At 66.2% G+C, this 20,556-nt stretch carries 20 protein-coding genes; 7 read left to right on the top strand and 13 right to left on the bottom strand.

Translation table 11 applies throughout. The features are described from left to right. Positions 1-338: 338 nt before the first annotated feature. From DDE13_RS11105 to rpsM, 12 genes are all read right to left on the bottom strand, one after another. Complete coding sequence (locus DDE13_RS11105) at positions 339-1,139, bottom strand: amino acid ABC transporter ATP-binding protein (protein ID WP_328587839.1); 801 nt, start codon at positions 1,137-1,139, stop codon at positions 339-341. A 14-nt stretch (positions 1,140-1,153) separates the two neighbouring features. Next, positions 1,154-2,464, bottom strand: a complete 1,311-nt coding sequence (locus DDE13_RS11100) for an amino acid ABC transporter permease (protein WP_111404152.1) — start codon at positions 2,462-2,464, stop codon at positions 1,154-1,156. A 1-nt stretch (position 2,465) separates the two neighbouring features. Then, positions 2,466-3,680 carry an amino acid ABC transporter permease gene (locus DDE13_RS11095; RefSeq protein ID WP_111404151.1) on the bottom strand — a complete coding sequence of 405 codons (1,215 nt, stop codon included), beginning with the start codon at positions 3,678-3,680 and terminating at the stop codon, positions 2,466-2,468. A gap of 98 nt (positions 3,681-3,778) precedes the next feature. Next, positions 3,779-4,795 carry an amino acid ABC transporter substrate-binding protein gene (locus tag DDE13_RS11090; RefSeq protein ID WP_111404150.1) on the bottom strand — a complete coding sequence of 339 codons (1,017 nt, stop codon included), beginning with the start codon at positions 4,793-4,795 and terminating at the stop codon, positions 3,779-3,781. Between the two features lie 290 nt (positions 4,796-5,085). Beyond that, entirely contained in the window at positions 5,086-5,799 is a 714-nt protein-coding gene (locus DDE13_RS11085; RefSeq protein ID WP_111404149.1) for an ATP12 family chaperone protein, read from the bottom strand. Then, a complete protein-coding gene (locus DDE13_RS11080; RefSeq protein WP_111404148.1) occupies positions 5,796-6,854 on the bottom strand; it encodes an RluA family pseudouridine synthase in 1,059 nt (352 codons plus the stop codon). The genes DDE13_RS11085 and DDE13_RS11080 overlap by 4 nt, the downstream gene beginning before the upstream one ends. Continuing rightward, complete coding sequence (gene crcB / locus DDE13_RS11075; RefSeq protein WP_111404147.1) at positions 6,851-7,234, bottom strand: fluoride efflux transporter CrcB; 384 nt, start codon at positions 7,232-7,234, stop codon at positions 6,851-6,853. Before crcB ends, DDE13_RS11080 begins: the two co-directional genes overlap by 4 nt. A 13-nt stretch (positions 7,235-7,247) precedes the next feature. Then, positions 7,248-8,585, bottom strand: a complete 1,338-nt coding sequence (locus tag DDE13_RS11070; protein ID WP_111404146.1) for a replication-associated recombination protein A — start codon at positions 8,583-8,585, stop codon at positions 7,248-7,250. Between the two features lie 83 nt (positions 8,586-8,668). Beyond that, entirely contained in the window at positions 8,669-9,088 is a 420-nt protein-coding gene (gene rplQ / locus DDE13_RS11065; protein WP_111404145.1) for a 50S ribosomal protein L17, read from the bottom strand. A 153-nt stretch (positions 9,089-9,241) separates the two neighbouring features. Then, positions 9,242-10,258 carry a DNA-directed RNA polymerase subunit alpha gene (locus tag DDE13_RS11060; RefSeq protein WP_111404157.1) on the bottom strand — a complete coding sequence of 339 codons (1,017 nt, stop codon included), beginning with the start codon at positions 10,256-10,258 and terminating at the stop codon, positions 9,242-9,244. A gap of 113 nt (positions 10,259-10,371) precedes the next feature. Next, on the bottom strand, positions 10,372-10,767 hold the full coding sequence (gene rpsK / locus DDE13_RS11055) for a 30S ribosomal protein S11 (protein WP_109812311.1): 396 nt from the start codon (positions 10,765-10,767) through the stop codon (positions 10,372-10,374). 12 nt (positions 10,768-10,779) lie between these two features. Further along, the gene (gene rpsM / locus DDE13_RS11050) at positions 10,780-11,148 is read right to left on the bottom strand and encodes a 30S ribosomal protein S13 (RefSeq protein WP_111404144.1); all 369 of its coding nucleotides are present in this window, start codon (positions 11,146-11,148) and stop codon (positions 10,780-10,782) included. A 346-nt stretch (positions 11,149-11,494) separates the two neighbouring features. On the opposite strand from rpsM, the gene DDE13_RS11045 reads away from it, so the two are divergent. From DDE13_RS11045 to DDE13_RS11015, 7 genes are all read left to right on the top strand, one after another. Next, positions 11,495-12,382 (top strand): LysR family transcriptional regulator, encoded by an 888-nt coding sequence (locus DDE13_RS11045; protein ID WP_111404156.1) that lies wholly within the window; start codon positions 11,495-11,497, stop codon positions 12,380-12,382. An 87-nt stretch (positions 12,383-12,469) separates the two neighbouring features. Continuing rightward, complete coding sequence (locus DDE13_RS11040) at positions 12,470-12,970, top strand: formate dehydrogenase subunit gamma (RefSeq protein ID WP_111404143.1); 501 nt, start codon at positions 12,470-12,472, stop codon at positions 12,968-12,970. Beyond that, on the top strand, positions 12,967-14,487 hold the full coding sequence (locus tag DDE13_RS11035; RefSeq protein WP_111404142.1) for a formate dehydrogenase beta subunit: 1,521 nt from the start codon (positions 12,967-12,969) through the stop codon (positions 14,485-14,487). The genes DDE13_RS11040 and DDE13_RS11035 overlap by 4 nt, the downstream gene beginning before the upstream one ends. A 103-nt stretch (positions 14,488-14,590) precedes the next feature. After that, the gene (gene fdhF, locus DDE13_RS11030; RefSeq protein ID WP_111404141.1) at positions 14,591-17,488 is read left to right on the top strand and encodes a formate dehydrogenase subunit alpha; all 2,898 of its coding nucleotides are present in this window, start codon (positions 14,591-14,593) and stop codon (positions 17,486-17,488) included. 5 nt (positions 17,489-17,493) lie between these two features. Further along, positions 17,494-18,321 (top strand): formate dehydrogenase accessory sulfurtransferase FdhD, encoded by an 828-nt coding sequence (gene fdhD / locus DDE13_RS11025; protein WP_111404140.1) that lies wholly within the window; start codon positions 17,494-17,496, stop codon positions 18,319-18,321. 13 nt (positions 18,322-18,334) lie between these two features. Then, positions 18,335-18,514 carry a formate dehydrogenase subunit delta gene (locus DDE13_RS11020; protein ID WP_394340299.1) on the top strand — a complete coding sequence of 60 codons (180 nt, stop codon included), beginning with the start codon at positions 18,335-18,337 and terminating at the stop codon, positions 18,512-18,514. A gap of 103 nt (positions 18,515-18,617) precedes the next feature. Then, positions 18,618-19,427: a division plane positioning ATPase MipZ gene (locus tag DDE13_RS11015; protein WP_111404138.1), complete on the top strand. Its 810-nt coding sequence runs from the start codon at positions 18,618-18,620 to the stop codon at positions 19,425-19,427. A gap of 85 nt (positions 19,428-19,512) precedes the next feature. Here DDE13_RS11015 and DDE13_RS11010 read toward each other — a convergent pair whose 3' ends face one another. Beyond that, positions 19,513-20,553, bottom strand: coding sequence for an AI-2E family transporter (locus DDE13_RS11010; RefSeq protein ID WP_162630953.1), 1,041 nt, complete (start codon positions 20,551-20,553; stop codon positions 19,513-19,515). Between the last annotated feature and the right edge of the window lie 3 nt (positions 20,554-20,556).

The raw sequence follows: 20,556 nt of genomic DNA, 5'->3' as shown, positions 1-20,556 counted from the left end.
GGCAGGCCGTCGGCCATGTGTGCGACCTGTTCACCGATGAAGAGTGCAACAACTTCTTCAAAGCGGCGGGGTACCAAGCCGATTAAACGCGACATGCTCTAACTCCCATATTCCCTTGGGAGAAACGCTGGCAGATTTAAGCTTTCCATCTTTGCGGAGCTTTGTCGCCCCCCAATTGATATCGTACTGCCAAGTATAGAAGAGGTCACCGGCAGCGCGAAGTTGGGTTTCGTAGTTGTCGAAGACATATTTGAAGACATCAACACGCCGACACGACCCGCCGCTTGCCTGTATGGCCTCGATGATCCACGGCAAGAGGATATCTCTGGAACTCATTTCTAGTGCCCCAGGATCTGGCTCAGGAACAGCTTGGTCCGGTCGCTCTGGGGGTCGTTGAAGAACGGCTCCGGTTCGTTCTGTTCGACGATCTGCCCCTGATCCATGAAGATCACGCGGTTCGCCACCTTGCGGGCGAAGCCCATCTCGTGGGTCACGCAGAGCATGGTCATTCCGTCTTCGGCCAGCGCGATCATCGTGTCGAGCACTTCCTTGATCATCTCGGGATCGAGCGCCGAGGTCGGTTCGTCGAACAGCATGATCTTGGGCCGCATGCACAGGCTCCGAGCGATAGCAACACGCTGCTGCTGGCCACCCGACAACTGGCCTGGATACTTGTCCGCCTGTTCGGGGATCTTCACCTTCTCGAGGAAATGCATCGCCGTCGCCTCGGCTTCCTTCTTGGGCGTCTTGCGCACCCAGATCGGCGCCAGCGTGCAGTTTTCCAGGATCGTCAGATGCGGGAACAGGTTGAAATGCTGAAAGCACATCCCGACCTCGGACCGGATCTTGTCGATGTTCTTGAGGTCCGAAGACAACCGCGTGCCGTCCACGGTGATGGCGCCCTGCTGGTGTTCCTCCAGCGCGTTGATGCAGCGGATCAGGGTGGACTTGCCCGATCCGGACGGGCCGCAGATCACGATCCGCTCGCCGCGATAGACGGTCAGGTTGATATCGCGCAGCACGTGGAACGCGCCGTACCACTTGTTCATGCCCTGGATGTCGATGGCGACCTCGTCCGAGATGGCCATTGCCTTGGGCGGTGCTGCGGCGGGATCGGTCTGGATGCTCGTATCGGTCATGGGGTCCCCTGAACTCAGCGGTGATCGGTGGCGAGCTTCCGCTCGAGATATTGCGAGTATTGCGAGATGCCGTAGGTGAAGACGAAGAACAGCAGGCCGGCAAAGGCATAGAGTTCCCAATAGACCCCGAACCAGTCGGTCGAGGACAGGATCGGCCCCTTGATCATGCCCAGCATGTCGAACATCGAGATGATCGACACCAGCGTCGTGTCCTTGAAAAGGCCGATCGCGATGTTCACGATGGACGGGATCGAGATCTTGAGCGCCTGCGGCAGGATGATCAGCCGCATGGATTGCCAGTAGTCGAGGCCGAGGCTGTTCGCCGCCTCATACTGCCCTTTCGGCAACGCCGCGAGCCCGCCGCGGATCGCCTCGGCCATGTAGGCGGCGGCGAACAGCGTGATCATGATGATGACCCGCAGGATGAGGTCGAAATTCGTTCCCGGCGGCAGGAAATAGGCCAGCATCACCGACGCCACGAACAGCAGGGTGATCAGCGGCACGCCGCGGATGAATTCGATGAACAGCACGCAGATGCCCTTGATGATCGGCAGGTTGGATTGACGCCCCAGCGCCAGCGCGATCCCCAGTGGCAGCGACAGCGCGATGCAGGTTGTCCCGAGGATGAAGTTGATCATGAACCCGCCGATCTCGCCGCTTTCCACCGGCGCAAGCTGCAATGGCACCACTGCCGACAGACCCGCCACAAGAGGGCCCGACAGGAACATCCAGAACACGAAAGCCGTCACGATGCCCGCCGCCAGCGCCCCGGCGGCGCTCCGCCACTCCAGCCGCTTGTAGACCATAGCCCCCGCGACCAGCCCCGCCAGCGCCATGACGGAAACCCACAGCGACCCACCCCAGATCAGCCAATAGGCGATGAACGGGAACAGCCCGGTGAACCACAGCATCTTGCGCGGCAATTCGATGAACAGGAGCGGCGCAAGCGCCACGAACAGCATGATGAACGCGATCCCGGCACGACCGTAATGTTCCGACGGGTAGTTGCCGAACAGAAGCTGCGGCCAGCGTTCGGCGATCACGGCAAAGCAGCCGCCGGTGGCCCCCTCCAGCTGTTCACGACAGTCGCGGATCGAGTCCGCCGACCAGACGCCGTTCAGAAGCCAGGGCCCGATCTGCATGGCCAGCCAGACCAGCGCATAACCCGCGACCAGCGTCATCACCGTGTTGCCCGGCGAGCTGAACAGGTTCTCGCGCAGCCAGCGGGCAATTCCGCTCTGGGCCATGGGCGGGGCCTTCGCGGGAAGGGGGTCATGCCGGACGAAAGGCTTGATGCGCGCGGAAGATTTTGACGCCGTGCTCATCTCAGCGCTCCTTCAGCTTCACGGCGTTGTTGTAGAGGTTCATGATCCCGGCGATGGACAGCGAGATGATGAGGTAGAACAGCATCAGGAGCAGGATCGCTTCGAAGCTGCGCCCGGTCTGGTTCAGCGTGATCCCGCCCAGCGTGCCCGTGATATCCATGTATCCCACCGCCGCCGCGAGGGACGTGTTCTTGGTCAGGTTGAGGTATTGCGAGATCAGAGGCGGGATGATGACCCGCAAAGCCTGCGGCAGGATCACCAGCCGCATGATCCGTCCCGGGCGCATCCCCAGCGCCGCCGCGGCCTCGGTCTGGCCCTTGCTCACGGCCATGATGCCCGCGCGCACGTTTTCCGCGATGAACGCACCTGTGTAAAGCGCAAGCGCAAACCACAGGCCGATGAGCGATCCGAAGACCTGCACCCCGCCCTGGAAGTTGAACCCGCGCAATTCAGGGTATTCGATCCCGATGGGGCGCCCGAGGAGGAAAAATGCCAGCAGCGTCGGCACGAACAGCAGCGCCAGCGACAGCGGCAGCACTGGCGTTTCCTGCCCGGTGTCGAACAGCCGCTTGATGGCGTATCGGCGCAGCGCGAAGATGCTCAGGATGGACAGCAGAAACACGGCGACGACGATGGCCGATCCCGGCTCCCACAGCGGGCGCGGGATATAGACGCCGCGATTGGTGAAGGCGATCGCCCCCATGACCATGCTCGCCGCCGGGTCTTCGCCACGAAAGGCATTGGGTGCCGGCAGCGCGTTCGACATCACCGAGAAGATGATGAGAATCCAGATCAGCACGGGCACGTTGCGGAAAATTTCCACATAGCCCGACATCAGCTTCGCCACTAGCCAGTTCTTCGACAGCCGGGCGACGCCCACGAAGACGCCGAGGATGGTGGCTGTCACACAACCAAGGAACGCCACCAGCAGCGTGTTCAGGATGCCGACGAAGGCCGCGCGCAGGTGGGTGTCGGTGCTGACGAAGGGGATCAACTTCTGGTTGATGTCATACCCGGCCTGTTCGCCGAGGAAGCCATAGGAAATGTTCTGCCCCAGCGCCGCGAGGTTCTGCGCGGCGTTCCACGCCATCCAGCCGAACAGCAGCACGAAGGCGAAGAACGCGATGATCTGGAAGGTGATGCCGCGATACCGGGTATCGGTGATCAGCATCTCCAGCCGGAACACCGGCTGGCTCGGATCGGTGGCTGAGGTCATGTGATGGGTTCCTGTCCGCAGGCGGACGCATGGCCGGGGCCGGACGGTCCGGCGCAGCGAAAAGGGCGGCCCGCGCATCGCAGGCCGCCCCGGTCAGGTCAGCGGAAGGGCGGTGCGTAGAGCAGCCCGCCCTCGGTCCACTGGGCGTTCAGACCGCGGGACAGCCCGATGGGTGTGCTTGTCCCGATATGACGTTCGAAGATCTCGCCGTAGTTGCCGCCGGCCTTGATCGCGTTCAGCGCCCAGTCGTCGGACAGGCCGAGCATCGCGCCCAGACTGCCTTCAGTGCCCAGAAGCCGGTTGATTTCTGGGTTGTCGGTGCCCTGTGCCAGTTCATCGATATTGGCCGAGGTGACGCCCAGTTCCTCGGCCGCGATCAGCGCGTTGAGGGTCCAGCGGACGACGTCGCCCCATTCGTTGTCGCCATGGCGCACCAGCGGGCCAAGCGGTTCCTTCGAGATGATCTCGGGCAGGATCACATGCGCCGACGGGTCTTCGAACGCGGCACGCGTGGCAGCCAGACCCGATGCGTCCGTCGTGTAGACGTCGCAGGTTCCGGCCAGATACTGCTGCTGCGCCTCGGACGCGGTTGTGATCGGCACGGGCTGATAGGTCATCCCGTTGACGCGGAAGAAATCCGCGAGGTTCAGTTCGGTCGTCGTGCCCGCCTGGATGCACACGGTGGCCGTGTCGAGTTCCAGCGCAGAGGTGACCGCCAGCGCCGCAGGCACCATGAAACCCTGGCCGTCGTAATAGTTGATGCCGGCGAATTCGAGCTTCAGGTCAACGTCGCGCGAGAACGTCCAGGTGGTGTTCCGTGCCAGCATGTCGATATCGCCAGAGTTCAGCACCTCGAACCGGACCTGGTTGGTGGTCGGCGTGAAGTTCACCGCCGACGGATCGCCCAGCACGGCCGCGGCCACTGCGCGGCAGACCGCAACGTCGAAGCCCTGCCACTCGCCATTCGAATCCTGCGACGCGAACCCGACCAGACCGGTGCTGATGCCGCAGTTCAAGGCACCGCGGTCCTGCACGGCTGCCAATGTCTGGGCGGACGCGGCGGCCCCCGCAAGTCCTGCGGCGGCTACAGCGCCTAGCAACACGGTTTTTTTCATGTCTTCATTTCCCCTGATGGTCCACTTGGTGGATCCCGGACGACAGCGTGCCGTGCCGGTTTTCATTATTCGGTGCCTCCGGAAGATAGCGCCGCTGCAAACTTGGGCAAAAGCACAGGGGGGCGTCAAGTCGAACCGCCCGGAAAAACCGACCGAAATACCGAAGGATTGCCGAACTTCTGCCCGAATGGCGCAAAAATGGGCGGCGCGGGGGCGGCGGATGCCCACACGGCGCAAGAATCTTCCGGCCTTGCTTAGGGTCGGCGCCATGGGCGCGCCGTGGGTACGGATCAGGCCGTGTGGCGCAATGCGTGGAAACGTGCAGCATCGGCGAAGGCTGCCGCGCGCAGCGCGGCGATCTCGGCCGCGTCCTCGTCATGGCCCCATTGTTCGGCTTGCCATGTCTCGTCGACCCGCGACAGCGCCCAGAGCGTTTCGACCGGGTGCAATCCCGCCAGCACCGCCAGCCCGATCACGAGCGACCCGGACAGCGCGACAAGGTCATGGCAAGGCGCGAGATCGAACGCATCCAGCCCGTGGACTTTCGCGGACAGCGTGCGCAGGCTTTTCTCGGGCTGGGGCACGAAGATCACGCCCGTCCCGACGGCAAGGGGCGCATCAAGCGCATCCCGCGCCCAGTCGAGCAACGGATCCCACGCCGCCGCCTGCCGCGAGACAAGTTCCGGCGGACCTTCGGCGCGGTAGCAGAGCAGGTCGCTTTCGCCGTAGGCGGCGATGATCCCGGCGATCTCGGTGTGCTGCGGTCCCGCGGTATCGATGGCCGAATTGGCGATCCGAGTCAGCGGCATGGTGTTCGGGTCGATCACCTCTGCCTGCGCATCCCATTCATCGGCAATAGCGCGGGCGAGCGGCCGCGACGGGACGACAAGCGGCTGTTTCGCCGGGGTCCTGACCGGGCGCCCGTCCAGCGCGATCCCGAAGCCCGCCGAGGCGGCCACCGGGTTGGCGCTATCCCAGAACCGGCGCTGTTTCCATTCGCTCATGGCTGCCATCCTTCTTCCGGGTCGAACGGATCGGCGGGCACATCGGCGGGATGCCAGTCGAACCCCGCCCATGTGCGCGCCATGTGATCGGGAAGCGGAGCGGTAATGACGAGCCGTGCGCCCGTGACCGGGTGGTCGATGGCGATCTGGCGGGCATGAAGGTGCAGCTTGCGCGAGATTTCCCCGCCCAGCTGCGCGCCCCAGCCATCGCCCTGGTTTTCCTGCCCCGACCCGCCATACTTGCCGTCACCGATGATCGGGTGGCCCAGTTCCGCCATATGCGCGCGCAGCTGGTGCGTGCGGCCCGTGACGGGCACCAGCGCCACCCAGGCGCAGCGTTTGGCCAGCGCCGACAGCACAGCGTAATCGGTGACGGCCCGCTTCGCGCCCTCTGTCGCCTCGACGTCGTTCGGATGCACACAGCGCATCTTCTCGTTCTCGCCGCCGCGCCCGTGGCCCGGCGCCTTCACCAGCCCCCAGCGCACCGTTCCCATGCGCGGGTGGGGCACCCCGGCGACGGCGGCCCAATAGATCTTGCGGGTCGACCGGGAGCGGAACGCCTTGGTCAATGCACTTGCCGCCGCCACGGTGCGCGCCAAGAGCAGCACGCCCGACGTGTCCTTGTCGAGCCGGTGGACCAGCCGGGGCTTTTCCGCGTGATTCCCCTGCAACGCGACCGCCAATGCATCGACATGCCGGCCGCCCTGCCCGCTGCCGCCCTGGCTGGGCAGGCCCGGCGGCTTGTTCAGGGCGATGATGTGGTCGTCGCGGAAGATGACCGCGTCGCGGATCATCGCCGCGTCCTTGTCGGAAATCCTCGGCCCGCGAACGGGCGCAGGTGCGGCGACATCGGGCAGCGGCGGGATCCGCACCTGCTGGCCGGGGCTGATGCGGCTCGCCGCCTTCACCCGTCCGCCATCGACGCGGATTTCGCCCTTGCGGCACAGTTTTTCCAGCCAGCCCTGGCTGACATGGGGGAAGTGCCGACGGAACCACCGGTCGAGCCTCTGGTCGGCCTCATCCGGGCCGACAGTCCGGGTCTGCACGCCACTCATGCCGTCACCGCACGGGCAAGGGCAAGACCGGCGACCAGCCCCGCCAGAGACAGAACGACGGACCCGCCGACATAACCTGCCGCCGCCCCGAGCGCCCCGCGTTCATAAAGCGTCACGGCATCGAGCGAGAAACTGGAAAAGGTGGTGAACCCCCCGAGCACGCCGACCGCGAGAAAGGGTGCGAAGCGCGTGCCCCCCAGATGCGCGAGCGTCACGATCAGCACGCCCATCAGGAACGATCCCGCCACGTTCACGGCAAGCGTGCCCCAAGGAAAGCCCGGCCCTGCCGCGCGCATCACCGCGACACCGGCAAGGTACCGCGCGGCAGCGCCGATGGCCCCGCCCGCCGCGACCTGCGCCACTGTCCAGACAGTCGTCATGGCCAGACCTTCATCAGCTGTCCCTTTCGCCTGCGCCGCCTTCGGCGCGCTTTGCCCGCAGGCGTTCGAAATACGCCAGACGCTTGCCGAGGTCACGTTCAAACCCGCGTTCGACAGGCTGGTAGAAGGCGGGCCGCGCCATGCCGTCGGGAAAATAGTCCTGCCCCGAGAACCCGTCCTCGGCGTCATGGTCATAGGCATAGCCCGCGCCGAAGCCCTGTTCCTTCATCAGCTTCGTGGGCGCGTTCAGGATATGGGCCGGCGGCGGGGCCGAACCGGTCTGCTTCGCCGCCGCCCGCGCGGCCTTGTACGCGACATATCCTGCGTTCGATTTCGGCGCGAGCGCCACGTAGATCACCGCCTGCGCGAGCGCCAGTTCGCCCTCGGGGCTGCCCATCCGTTCATAGCTTTCCCACGCATCGAGGCAGACGCGCTGCGCCTGCGGGTCGGCAAGGGCGATGTCCTCCACCGCCATGCGGGTCAGGCGACGGGCAAGGTAGCGCGGGTCCTCGCCGCCCTCCAGCATCCGGGCGAACCAGTAGAGTGCGGCGTCCGGGTCCGACCCGCGCACCGATTTGTGCAAGGCCGAGATCAGGTTGTAATGGGCATCGCCCGACTTGTCGTACTGTGCCGCGCGCCGCGCAAGCCGCGCGGTCAGCCCCGTCCGGTCCAGAGGTTCGGTCAGCCCCCAGCCCTGCACGGTTTCGACGAGGTTCAGCACCGCACGCCCGTCGCCATCGGCCATGTCGAGGAGCGCCGCGCGCGCATCCGGTTCCAGCGGCAACGGGCCACCCAAAGCTTCGGCCTTGTCCACCAGCGTCCCTAGCGCGGCATGGTCGAGCCGCGCCAGCATCACGACCTGCGCACGGCTCAGAAGGGCGGCGTTCAGCTCGAAGGACGGGTTTTCGGTTGTTGCCCCGACCAGCAGGATCGTCCCGTCCTCCATGTGCGGCAGGAAGCTGTCTTGCTGGGCGCGGTTGAAGCGGTGGATTTCATCCACGAACAGAAGCGTCCCCTGCCCGTTGCCGCGCCGCATCCTCGCGCCTTCGAATACCTTCTTCAGATCGGCCACGCCGGTGAAGATCGCGCTGACCTGCACGAAATGCAGGTCGGTTTCGGCCGCCAGCAGCCGCGCGATGGTGGTCTTGCCCACGCCGGGCGGACCCCAGAGAATGACCGAGCCTAGCCGCCCCCCCGCCAGCATCGCGCCCAGCGGACCGTCCGGGCCCAGAACCGCATCCTGCCCGATGACATCGGACAGCCGCGCCGGGCGCAGACGGTCTGCCAGCGGACGCTGACGGTCGTCGCCCTGCGGCAGGGCGGGATCGGCGGTGGTGAACAGGTCGGCCATGGGGGCAATCTACGCAGCGGATGGGGCAAAAGCAAAAGGGCCGGCGCGGTGGCCAGCCCTTCGGGATCGCGGTGCGGCGAGGATCAATCCTCGGCGTCGGCCTCGGCCTCCAGCCGTGCGCGGTCGCCGGCACCCTTGGCCGACGGGTCGCGATCCACGAATTCGATGATCGCCATGGGCGCCATGTCGCCATAGCGGAAACCGGCCTTCAGCACGCGGACATAGCCGCCCTGACGGTCCTTGTAGCGGGGGCCGAGCACGTCGAACAGCTTGGCGACGTAGGCGTCCTGCTTGAGCTGGCTGGCTGCGTGACGGCGCGCATGCAGGTCGCCGCGCTTGGCGAGCGTGATCATCTTCTCGATGATCGGGCGCAGTTCCTTGGCCTTGGGCAAGGTCGTCTTGATCTGTTCGTGTTCGATCAGGCTGCCGGCCATGTTGGCCCACAGGGCCTTGCGGTGTTCATGGGTGCGGTTGAGGCGGCGGTATCCGCGAGCGTGGCGCATGGGTCTTCTCCGATGTTGCCCTCTACGGGCGGTTTTGCTTTGTCCGGCAGCCGATGCGTGTCAGCCGCTCTCCTTGGGGCGTGGGCCCGGTCGTGTGGCGGTCTATCCCGCCCCTGAGGCCCCGGGTCAAGCCCGGGGCATCGGGTCGCGGTTTCAGAACTGGTCTTCGAACTTCTTGGCCAGGTCCTCGATGTTTTCCGGCGGCCAGTCCTCGACATCCATGCCCAGATGCAGGCCCATGCCCGACAGCACTTCCTTGATCTCGTTCAGCGACTTGCGGCCGAAGTTCGGGGTGCGCAGCATCTCCGCCTCGGTCTTCTGGATCAGGTCGCCGATATAGACGATGTTGTCGTTCTTCAGGCAGTTGGCCGAGCGCACGGACAACTCCAGCTCGTCCACCTTCTTCAGCAGCAGCGGGTTGAATTCGAGGCTGTCATCCTCGGCATCGCCGCGTGCCGGTTCCGGCTCGTCGAAGTTGACGAAGATCTGCAACTGGTCCTGAAGGATCCGCGCGCCGTAGGCCACTGCGTCGTCCGGCGTGACCGACCCGTCGGTTTCCAGCTTCAGCGTCAGCTTGTCATAGTCGAGAACCTGCCCTTCGCGGGTCGGCTGCACGTCATAACTGACCCGACGCACGGGGCTGTAGATCGCGTCGATCGGGATCAGGCCGATGGGCGCGTCCTCGGGCCGGTTCTTGTCGGCGGCGACATAGCCCTTGCCGGTGTTCACCGTCAGTTCCATGAACAGGTCCGCGCCGTCGTCGAGGTGACAGATCACGTGATCCTTGTTGAGAACCTCGATGCCCGTGGTTTCCGAAATGTCGCCCGCGGTCACGATGCCCGGCCCCTTGGCCGAGATCGACACCCGCTTGGGCCCTTCGACATCCATGCGCAGGGCCACGCCCTTGAGGTTCAGGACGATATCGGTCACATCCTCGCGAACGCCCGCCACCGACGAGAATTCGTGCAGCACGTTGTCGATCTGCACCGATGTGATGGCCGCGCCCTGCAGCGACGACATCAGCACACGCCGCAGCGCGTTGCCCATGGTCAGACCGAAGCCACGCTCCAGCGGCTCGGCAATGACGGTCGCCTGCCGCGCGGGATCGTTGCCCGGCTTGACCACCAACTGGGTGGGCTTGATAAGTTCTTGCCAATTCTTCTGGATCATGCCTGTCGCCTCCATGCTCGTTCGCGGCCCATGTCCCAAGCCGCAAACACCCGAGGATAAATGCCCCAAAGGGCCGCGCCCTGCAGGCACGGCCCCGTATTCCTTGCGGATTGTCAGACGCGGCGACGCTTGGGCGGGCGGCAGCCGTTATGCGCGATCGGCGTCACGTCGCGGATCGAGGTGATGTTGAACCCGACGGCCGCCAGCGCACGCAGCGCGCTTTCGCGACCGGAACCGGGGCCCTGGACCTCGACCTCGAGCGTCTTGACGCCGTGATCCTGCGCCTTGCGGCCCGCATCCTCGGCAGCAAGCTGCGCCGCGTACGGCGTCGACTTGCGCGAGCCCTTGAACCCCATGGTCCCGGCCGACGACCACGCAATCGCGTTGCCCTGTACGTCCGAGATCAGGATCTTGGTGTTGTTGAATGTCGAGTTCACATGCGCCACGCCAGCGGCGATGTTCTTGCGTTCTTTTTTCTTGCCGGCTGTGCGGCGGGTATCGCGTGCCATTGTCCTGCCCCCTTACTTCTTCTTGCCAGCGATGGCTTTGGCCGGGCCCTTGCGGGTGCGGGCATTGGTATGGGTACGCTGACCGCGCACGGGCAGGTTGCGGCGATGGCGCAGGCCGCGATAGCTGCCAAGATCCATCAGGCGCTTGATGTTCATCTGCACTTCACGGCGCAGGTCGCCTTCGACCGTGAAGTTCGCGTCGATATGCTCGCGGATCGCCAGCAGTTCGGCATCCGACAGGTCGTTCAGACGACGGCTTTCGGCAATGCCGGCGGCTTCGCAGATGCTCTTCGCCGCCGAGGGGCCGATGCCGTGGATATAGGTGAGTGCGATGGGGACCCGTTTCTGGGTCGGCAGGTTGATACCGGCAATACGTGCCAAGTCGTCCGTCCTTCTGTTGCGGTTCCGTAGTCCCAGAACCTTTTTTCACAACCGCGACCTGCGGGTCCGGCCAATTCGTCCCGGCGCGGCCACGGAGGGCCGACGGCTTGATTCTTGCGGGAAGTGTCGCGATAGAGGCAATCGCAAACAGCGTCAAGACCGATCAGCGCCACCTGTCAGGTATCGCCTCGGTCCCGGTGTTCGGCGTGATGCCGACATGCCATCGATAGCGGCGCGGACGGCGCTTGTCACGCCCCGCAACCGTTCCGCGCCGACGATCGTCGCGGACGCGTCTTCGTGAAGATGGGGCTACCCCGCGATGCGGCGCCGCGCGATACTGCGCGGCATGATCGACAAGCTGGACATGTTCATCGCCCTCGCCCGGGAACGGCATTTCGGGCGTGCGGCCGAAAGCCTCAACATCGCGCAACCGACGCTGTCGGCGGGCATCAAGCAACTGGAAGACCAGCTGGGCGTGCAACTGGTCTTTCGGGGCTCGCGCTTCGGCGGGCTGACACCCGAGGGCAAGGCCGCGCTCGTCTGGGCGCGCCGCATCGTCGCGGACACGAAGCAGTTGCGCGACGAAATGCGCGCGACTCGGCACGGGCTGTCCGGCACGGTCCGGCTCGCGGTGATCCCGACGGCGCAGACATGGGCCGCACGCCTCGCCACCGCCGTCACCCGGCAGCATCCGAAGCTGCAACTGGCGATCCTGTCGCGCACCTCGCGCGAGATCCTTCAGATGCTCGACGCGTTCGAGGTCGAGGCGGGGATCTCCTATCTCGACAACGAACCGCTTGGCGGACTGGACACCGTACCGCTCTATGCCGAGCGGTACATGCTGGTCTGCGCACGGGGGACACCATTGGCCGGCCGCGACAGGCTCGGCTGGGGGGAACTGGAGGGTGCCGCATTGGCCCTGCTGACGCCGGACATGCAAAACCGCCGGATCATAGACCATATCTTTGCCGACCATGGCGTGACCCCGCAGATACGGATCGAGTCGAATTCGATCATCGCGCTGGTGGCAAGCGTGGCGGCCGGACGTTGCGTTGCGATCATGCCCACCGATATCGCGCGGTTCCTGTCGGGGGGGAAGGATCTCGCCCTCGTGCCGCTCGACGACGGCGCGCGCGGGCACACGGTCGGGCTGGTTCTGCCACGGCGCGATCCGCCAAGCCCCGTGCTGTCGGCGCTGTTGGCCGAAGCACGAAAGATGTCCGATCCACTTTGATAGGTATATCCTATCGAACAACGAATCTTCGATATTGATTTCCGGTCATGCGCAGCGTCTGCTGGGACACAGCCAATTGGACCAGCCATGCACCAACACCAGACTGACCGCCCCGCCACTGGGCATGACGATGCCGGGATCGCGGCGGAAACCGCGCGGATCATCGCGGATCATGCGGATGTGGAGGGGCCGCTTCTGCCGATCCTGCACGCGGTGCAGGACAGGTTCGGGCACATCCCCGCCGCCGTGCATGACCCGATCGCCACGGCACTGAACATCACGCGGGCGGAACTGCACGGCGTGCTGTCCTTCTACCATGATTTCCGCGACCGGCCCGCTGGGCGCCATGTGCTGAAGATCTGCCGGGCCGAGGCGTGCCAGGCCATGGGTGGGGCAGCGCTGGCCGAGGACGTGCAGGCACTGCTCGGGCTGGACTGGCACGGCACGACCGCCGATGGGCGCGTGACGCTGGAACCTGTCTATTGCCTTGGGCTGTGTGCGTGCGCTCCCGCGGCGATGCTGGACGGACAGGTCATGGGAAGGGTCGATGCGGCGCGCATCGATGCGGCGCTGGAGGCTGACGCATGAAGATCCGGGTGCCCGTGGACAGCGCTGCCCGCGCGCTCGGGGCCGACGCAGTGGCCACCGCGCTTGTCCGCGCCGCAGAGGATCGCGGCCTGACGGTGGAAATCGTCCGCAACGGATCGCGTGGCATGGTCTGGCTGGAACCGCTGGTGGAAGTCGAGATCGATGGCATCCGCCACGGCTTCGGGCCCGCCGCTCCCGGCGATGCGGGACCGATCCTCGACGGCAATTGCGACAAGGCTCTGGGTCCGGTTGAGGATCTCGACTGGATGCGCCGCCAGACGCGGCTGACCTTTGCGCGCGTGGGCGTCATCGACCCGCTGTCCCTTGCGGACTACGAAGCCCATGGCGGCCTGGCGGGGCTGCGCCGCGCGCTCGCCATGACGGGGCAGGGCATCGTGGACGAGGTCAAGTCCAGTGGCCTGCGCGGGCGCGGCGGCGCGGGCTTCCCGACGGGCATCAAGTGGCAGACCGTGCACGACGCGGACGGGCCGCGGAAATACGTCGTCTGCAACGCCGACGAAGGCGACAGCGGCACCTTCGCCGACCGGATGCTGATGGAGGGCGATCCGTTCAGCCTGATCGAAGGCATGGTCATCGCAGGGCTGGGCGTGGGGGCGAACCGTGGCTTCGTCTACCTGCGCTCGGAATACCCCGATGCCATCGCGGTGATGCAGCGCGCCGTGGTGCTGGCGCGCAAGGCCGGGATGCTCGGGCCGGACGTGCTCGGATCGGGCTGCGCGTTCGACATGGAAATCCGCGTGGGTGCCGGCGCCTATGTCTGCGGCGAGGAAACTTCGCTTCTGAACTCGCTGGAAGGCAAGCGGGGCGTGGTCCGCGCCAAGCCGCCATTGCCCGCGCTTGAGGGGTTCATGGGACGCCCCACGGTCGTCAACAACGTGATCTCGCTGGCGACCGTGCCGGTGATCTTCGAACGCGGCGCACAAGCCTATGCCGATTTCGGCCTTGGCCGGTCGCGCGGCACCGTCACGCTGCAGATCGCGGGCAACGTGGCGCGCGGCGGGCTGTTCGAAACCGGCTTCGGCATACCGCTGGGCGAGGTCGTGAACGACCTTGCGGGCGGCACCGCGACGGGCCGACCGGTCAAGGCCGTGCAGGTGGGCGGACCGCTGGGGGCCTATTTCCCCGTGGCGCGCTTCGACACGCCGCTGGGATACGAGGAATGCGACGCCGCGGGCGGGCTGATCGGCCATGCCGGGATCGTGGTGTTCGACGACCGCGCCGACATGCTGGCCATGGCGCGCTTCGCCATGGAATTCTGCGCCGTGGAAAGCTGCGGGAAATGCACGCCCTGCCGGATCGGCGCGGTCCGCGGGGTCGAAACCATCGACCGGATCGCCGCGGGCGACGCAGCCGCCGAACCGCTGCTGCGCGACCTGTGCGAGACGATGCGCGACGGATCGCTTTGCGCGTTGGGGGGATTCACGCCCTACCCGGTGATGTCCGCATTGACCCATTTCCCCGACGACTTCGCCCGCGCGAAGGAGGCCGCGCAATGAGACACCGGATGGGCGCGTCATGGCCCGCCACACCCGCAAGACAGAATTTTAGAGTAAAATTCTGGACTCGCCGCGACTGTCGTCCGGAGAAAGGCACCCGCCCATGAAGGACTTCATCCTGCCCGCCGACGACCGCGACCTCGGCACGCCGGCGGCGGCCGGCGCGCCCGTCACGCTGACCATCGACGGGGTGGCAGTGACGGTGCCCGAGGGCACGTCGGTCATGCGCGCCGCGGCGATGGCGGACATCCCGGTGCCGAAGCTTTGCGCCACCGACAGCCTAGACGCGTTCGGGTCCTGCCGCCTGTGCGTGGTGGAGATCGAAGGCCGTCGCGGCACGCCCGCCTCCTGCACGACGCCGGTGGCCGAAGGCATGGTTGTCACCACCCAGAATGCCAAGCTGCAGAAACTGCGGCGCGGGGTGATGGAACTCTACATCTCCGACCACCCGCTCGACTGCCTGACCTGTTCGGCCAATGGCGATTGCGAATTGCAGGACATGGCCGGGGCCGTGGGCCTGCGCGACGTGCGCTACGCCGCGCCCGAAGGCGCCGGCCTCGCCAACCATTTCGCTCCGCGGGACACCAGCGGCGCGGCCAACCCGGAATGGCGGCCCAAGGACGACAGCAATCCTTATTTCAACTTCGATCCGGCGAAATGCATCGTCTGCTCGCGCTGCGTGCGCGCCTGCGAAGAGGTGCAGGGGACCTTCGCGCTGACCATCGAAGGGCGCGGTTTCGACAGCCGGGTGAAGGCGGGCGGTCCGGACGACGACTTCCTGACCTCCGACTGCGTCAGTTGCGGCGCCTGCGTGCAGGCCTGCCCGACCGCGACCCTGCAGGAGAAATCCGTGATCGAGATCGGCACGCCCGCGCGGTCGGTCGTGACCACCTGCGCCTATTGCGGTGTCGGATGTTCGTTCAAGGCGGAACTGCAAGGCGACCAACTGGTGCGAATGGTGCCATGGAAACACGGCAAGGCCAATCGCGGGCATAGCTGCGTGAAGGGGCGCTTTGCCTGGGGCTATGCCGCCCATCCCGACCGCATCCTGAACCCGATGATCCGCGACAGCATCGACGAACCCTGGCGCGAGGTGTCCTGGAACGAGGCACTTGGCTTCGCCGCCGACCGCCTGCGCGGCATCCAGGCCGACCATGGACGGAACGCCATCGGCGTCATCACCTCAAGCCGCTGCACGAACGAAGAAACCTTCCTCGTTCAGAAACTCGCCCGCGCTGTGTTCCGCAACAACAACACCGATACCTGCGCGCGCGTGTGCCATTCACCCACGGGTTACGGGCTGGGCCAGACCTTCGGCACGTCCGCCGGCACGCAGGACTTCGACAGCGTCGAACATACAGACGTCGTCATCGTCATCGGCGCGAACCCGACCGACGGTCACCCGGTCTTCGCCAGCCGGCTGAAGAAACGGCTGCGGGCGGGCGCGAAGCTGATCGTGATCGACCCGCGCCGGATCGACCTCGTGCGCTCGGCCCATGTGGCGGCGGCCCATCACCTGCCCCTGCGGCCCGGCACCAACGTCGCCGTGCTGACCGCGATGGCCCATGTCATCGTGACCGAGGGGCTTCAGGACCACGCCTTTATCGCCGGGCGCTGCGAGCCGGACGACTACGCGGCCTATGCCGAGTTCGTGGCCGACCCGCGCCATGCACCCGAGGCGGTGGAGGCGCAAACCGGCGTGCCCGCGGCAGACCTGCGCGCGGCAGCCCGCATGTTCGCGACCGGTGGGAACGGGGCGATCTATTACGGGCTTGGCGTGACCGAACACAGCCAAGGATCGACCACGGTCATGGCCATCGCCAACCTTGCCATGCTGACCGGCAATATCGGCCGGCCGGGCGTCGGCGTGAACCCGCTGCGCGGCCAGAACAACGTGCAGGGCGCGTGCGACATGGGCTCGTTCCCGCACGAACTGCCGGGCTACCGGCATGTGAAGAACGCCGATGTGCGCGCCGTGTTCGAGTCGGCATGGGGCGTGGAGATCGACCCGGAACCGGGCCTGCGCATTCCCAACATGCTCGACGCGGCGGTGGAGGGCACGTTCCGCGGAATTTACATCCAGGGCGAGGATATCCTGCAATCCGACCCCGATACCCGCCATGTCGCGGCGGGGCTTGCGGCGATGGATTGCGTGATCGTCCACGACCTTTTCCTGAACGAGACGGCGAATTACGCCCATGTCTTCCTGCCCGGATCGACCTTTCTGGAAAAGGACGGCACCTTCACCAATGCCGAGCGGCGGATCAACCGTGTGCGCCGGGTCATGGCACCCCGCAACGGATTTGCTGACTGGGAGGTCACGCAAGCGCTCGCCAATGCCATGGGCGCGGAGTGGGATTACACACACCCTGACCAGATCATGGCCGAGATCGCGGCGACCACGCCCAGCTTCGCAGGCGTCACCTATGATCTGCTGGACCGGCTGGGATCGGTGCAATGGCCGTGCAACGACGACCATCCCGAAGGCACGCCGCTGATGCATGTGGATCAGTTCATGCGCGGCAAGGGGCGGTTCATCGTCACCGAGTATATCGCGACCGAGGAACGCAGCGGCCCGCGCTTTCCGCTTCTGCTGACCACGGGGCGCATTCTCAGCCAGTACAACGTGGGCGCCCAGACCCGGCGCACCGCGAACACGGTCTGGCACGGCGAGGACCGGCTGGAAATCCACCCTCACGATGCCGAACAGCGCGGCATCCGCGACGGCGACTGGGTGCGCGTGGCCTCGCGCGCCGGGGAAACGGCGCTGCGCGCGCAGATCACCGACCGAGTCGGGCCGGGCGTGGTCTATACGACCTTCCACCACCCGGACACGCAGGCCAACGTGGTGACGACCGATCATTCCGACTGGGCCACCAACTGCCCCGAATACAAGGTGACGGCGGTGCAGGTCAGCCCCTCCAACGGCCCGACCGGATGGCAGCGGGAATATGCGGACCAGTCGGCCCGCGCGCGGCGCGTGCTGCCGGCGGCGGAGTGACCGCCATGGCCGGTACCGCCGCGACCAGCCGCAGCGTGCCGGGCCGCGCCATCCGCGCGGATGGCAGCGTGCGGGCCCATCGCACCCTGCCGCAGGAGGTGCCGCTGGCGGTCGTCTGCAATGGCACGACACTGGCGGTGATGATGGCGACGCCTGCGGATATCCGGGATTTCGCCACGGGCTTCGCGTTGACCGAAGGGGTGATCTCCGATCCGTCGGAGATCGAAGATTACGATCAGGCCCATCACCCGCAGGGCATCGAGGCGCGGTTGTGGCTGCGCGGCGACCGCGCGGCGGCGCTGGCCGCGCGGCGCCGCTTCATGGCCGGGCCGGTGGGCTGCGGGCTGTGCGGGATCGACAGTCTGGAACAGGCGGCGCGCCCCCTGCCCGCTGTCGGCGGCGGGGACCTGCGGCTGACGCGGGACGACGTGGCACGGGCCGGGGACGACCTGCGCACGCACCAGCCGCTACATGACCGCACGCATGCCGCCCATGCCGCCGGGTTCCTGGTGCCCGGCCACGGCGTCGTGGCGGCGCGAGAGGATGTGGGACGGCACAACGCGCTCGACAAGCTGATCGGTGCGCTTGCGCGGGACGGGATCGACCCGGCGACCGGGGCCTTCGTGCTCACATCACGCCTGTCGGTGGAATTGGTCCAGAAATGCGCCATTGCTGGGTGTCCCGTTCTGATCGCCGTGTCGGCACCCACGGCGCAGGCCGTTGAACTTGCGGCAGGCGCAGGCATCACCGTGGCCGCATTCGCGCGCGGCAGCGGGTTCGAGATCTACGCCCATCCCCACCGCATCGACCCTGAGGTGCCCCATGTCGCCTGACAAGCTGATCCGCATGGCTAACCAAATCGCCGGGTTCTTCAAGACCCAGCCGGGCGACGTTGCGGCAGAACACGTGGCGGCCCATATCCGCGACTACTGGGACCCACGCATGCGCGCGCAACTGCGCGACCACGTGGCCGCGGGCGGCGACGGGCTCGACGCGGCCGTCATCGCGGCGGCGCAGAAGGTCTGACCCAGGCCACCGCGCGTTCCCGCTTTGCAACCGCCGCGACAGGTCCTAGTGTCGGCGCGCGCGGGCCCCGGACCTGCGTACATGGCAGGACCAAGGGGGATGCGTGGCCCATATCATCGTGATCGGCAACGAAAAGGGCGGCTCCGGCAAGTCCACGACGACCATGCATCTGGCGACCGCGCTGGCGCGGATGGGATACCGCGTGGGGGGGCTGGACCTTGACCTGCGGCAGCGGTCATTCGGGCGCTATGCCGAGAACCGGGAGGCGTTCTGCCGCCGCGAGGGGCTGCACCTGCCGATGCCGCGCTACCTTCCGCTGCCCGAGATTGACGCGGCTGCGGTGCCCGACGGGCAGAACGCTTACGACCTGCGGCTCGACGCGGCGATCAACGAACTGGAACCGGCATCGGATTTCCTGCTGATCGACTGCCCCGGCAGCCACACGCGGCTGAGCCAGCTCGCTCATTCCATGGCCGACACGCTGGTCACGCCGCTTAACGACAGTTTCATCGATTTCGACCTGCTGGCGCGCCACGACCCCGACAGCGGGCGCATCACGGGCCCGTCGGTCTATGCGGAAATGGTCTGGAACGCGCGGCAGTTGCGCGCGCAGGCGGGGCTGAAGCCCATCGACTGGCTGGTGATCCGCAACCGGATGGGCCGCCAGCAGATGCACAACAAGAAACGTGTGGGCGACGCCTTGTCGGACCTGTCGAAACGGATCGGGTTCCGCGTGGCGCCCGGCTTTGCCGAGCGGGTGATCTTTCGCGAGCTTTTCCCGCGCGGGCTGACGCTCCTGGACCTCCGCGACACCGGGGGCGGCAGCCTGAGCCTGTCGAACATCGCGGCCCGGCAGGAACTGCGCGATCTCGTGAACGCGCTGAACCTGCCGGGCGTCCGCGCGGATTTCTAGGGATGCAAGGGGGCCGCTGGCCGCCTTTTGGCGCAGGGCACCAATTCGCCCAGGGTATATCTGGACAGAAGACGGAAGCGGCGCGTCAGTAGAGCGTGCCGTTGCGCGAAGCCAGCACGGCCACGGCGCGCGTAGTCCGGAATTGCGCCAGCGCGATCAGCAGGATGGATGTCATCGGGACCGCGATGATCGCCCCCGGCAGCCCCCAGAGCGACGCCCACAGCACAAGGGCCAGCAGCACCGTGAGCGGGCTGAGATTCATCGACCGGCTCATCACGCGCGGCTCCAGCCAGTTGCCGACATAGACCTGCGCCGCGGTCAGCAGGATCAGCGCGACGAAGGTCAGGCGCAGGCTGCCCGTGGTCAGGATCACGTAGACCAGCACGACGCCCACCCCCAGCATGGACCCCACATAGGGGATGTAGTTGAACAGGCCGATCAGGAACGCCCAGAAAGCCGCGTTCTCGATCCCCATGACCTTCATCAGCACCCAGGATATCAGGGCGACGATCACGTTGATCAGCGTCTTGGTGGAAAGGTAAGTCACAATCTGGCGGTTGATCCGCTGGAAGATTGCCACCGCCGCGCCCCGGTTCCCGGTATCCGGTAGCACAAGGTCGATCTTGCGCCCAAGCGGCGCACGCTCTGCCACCATGAAGACCATGTAGGTCGCGATCAGCACGGTATAGCCACTGGCGGAGGCAAGCGTGGACAGCAGGTCCAGCGACAGCCCCGGCAGGTCGAGCCGTTCCAGCAGCGCCGCGCGCAGCGCATCGGGTTCCATCGTCTCGCCATAGCCGAACCAGGGCGCAGCCCGCTCGATCAGCGCCAGCAATCCGTCCTGCACGGCAAGCTCGCTGCGGGCGATGTCGCGCAGGTTGGCCACGATCATCAGGCTGATCCCGGTCAGCGCAAGGGCGAACAGCGTCAGAACCACGACATAGGCCAGCCAGACCGGCAGCCGGCGTCCCATCGGCAGTGACAGCAGCCCGTGCACCGCACCGACGAGGACATAGGTCAGCATGATCGCCACGACGACCGGCAGGATTACCGTCTTGCCGACGACAAGAAGCCAGCCGAGCGCAAGCGTGAGCGCAGTGACATGGACGGCGTCGCGCAGGGTCATGAC

Origin of the sequence: Meridianimarinicoccus zhengii, assembly GCF_003254465.1 — a bacterium.
Classification (GTDB): Bacteria; Pseudomonadota; Alphaproteobacteria; order Rhodobacterales; family Rhodobacteraceae; genus Meridianimarinicoccus; species Meridianimarinicoccus zhengii.
The sequence above is the reverse complement of the archived record's forward strand: the minus strand, read 5'-3'. Positions and strand labels throughout refer to the sequence as shown.

Coding starts and splice junctions, on each gene's coding strand:
- DDE13_RS11105 (WP_328587839.1), bottom strand. CDS start 1,139: ATGACCGATACGAGCATCCAGACCGATCCCGCCGCAGCACCGCCCAAG.
- DDE13_RS11100 (WP_111404152.1), bottom strand. CDS start 2,464: ATGAGCACGGCGTCAAAATCTTCCGCGCGCATCAAGCCTTTCGTCCGG.
- DDE13_RS11095 (WP_111404151.1), bottom strand. CDS start 3,680: ATGACCTCAGCCACCGATCCGAGCCAGCCGGTGTTCCGGCTGGAGATG.
- DDE13_RS11090 (WP_111404150.1), bottom strand. CDS start 4,795: ATGAAAAAAACCGTGTTGCTAGGCGCTGTAGCCGCCGCAGGACTTGCG.
- DDE13_RS11085 (WP_111404149.1), bottom strand. CDS start 5,799: ATGAGCGAATGGAAACAGCGCCGGTTCTGGGATAGCGCCAACCCGGTG.
- DDE13_RS11080 (WP_111404148.1), bottom strand. CDS start 6,854: ATGAGTGGCGTGCAGACCCGGACTGTCGGCCCGGATGAGGCCGACCAG.
- crcB (WP_111404147.1), bottom strand. CDS start 7,234: ATGACGACTGTCTGGACAGTGGCGCAGGTCGCGGCGGGCGGGGCCATC.
- DDE13_RS11070 (WP_111404146.1), bottom strand. CDS start 8,585: ATGGCCGACCTGTTCACCACCGCCGATCCCGCCCTGCCGCAGGGCGAC.
- rplQ (WP_111404145.1), bottom strand. CDS start 9,088: ATGCGCCACGCTCGCGGATACCGCCGCCTCAACCGCACCCATGAACAC.
- DDE13_RS11060 (WP_111404157.1), bottom strand. CDS start 10,258: ATGATCCAGAAGAATTGGCAAGAACTTATCAAGCCCACCCAGTTGGTG.
- rpsK (WP_109812311.1), bottom strand. CDS start 10,767: ATGGCACGCGATACCCGCCGCACAGCCGGCAAGAAAAAAGAACGCAAG.
- DDE13_RS11045 (WP_111404156.1), top strand. CDS start 11,495: ATGATCGACAAGCTGGACATGTTCATCGCCCTCGCCCGGGAACGGCAT.
- DDE13_RS11040 (WP_111404143.1), top strand. CDS start 12,470: ATGCACCAACACCAGACTGACCGCCCCGCCACTGGGCATGACGATGCC.
- DDE13_RS11035 (WP_111404142.1), top strand. CDS start 12,967: ATGAAGATCCGGGTGCCCGTGGACAGCGCTGCCCGCGCGCTCGGGGCC.
- fdhF (WP_111404141.1), top strand. CDS start 14,591: ATGAAGGACTTCATCCTGCCCGCCGACGACCGCGACCTCGGCACGCCG.
- fdhD (WP_111404140.1), top strand. CDS start 17,494: ATGGCCGGTACCGCCGCGACCAGCCGCAGCGTGCCGGGCCGCGCCATC.
- DDE13_RS11020 (WP_394340299.1), top strand. CDS start 18,335: ATGGCTAACCAAATCGCCGGGTTCTTCAAGACCCAGCCGGGCGACGTT.
- DDE13_RS11010 (WP_162630953.1), bottom strand. CDS start 20,553: ATGACCCTGCGCGACGCCGTCCATGTCACTGCGCTCACGCTTGCGCTC.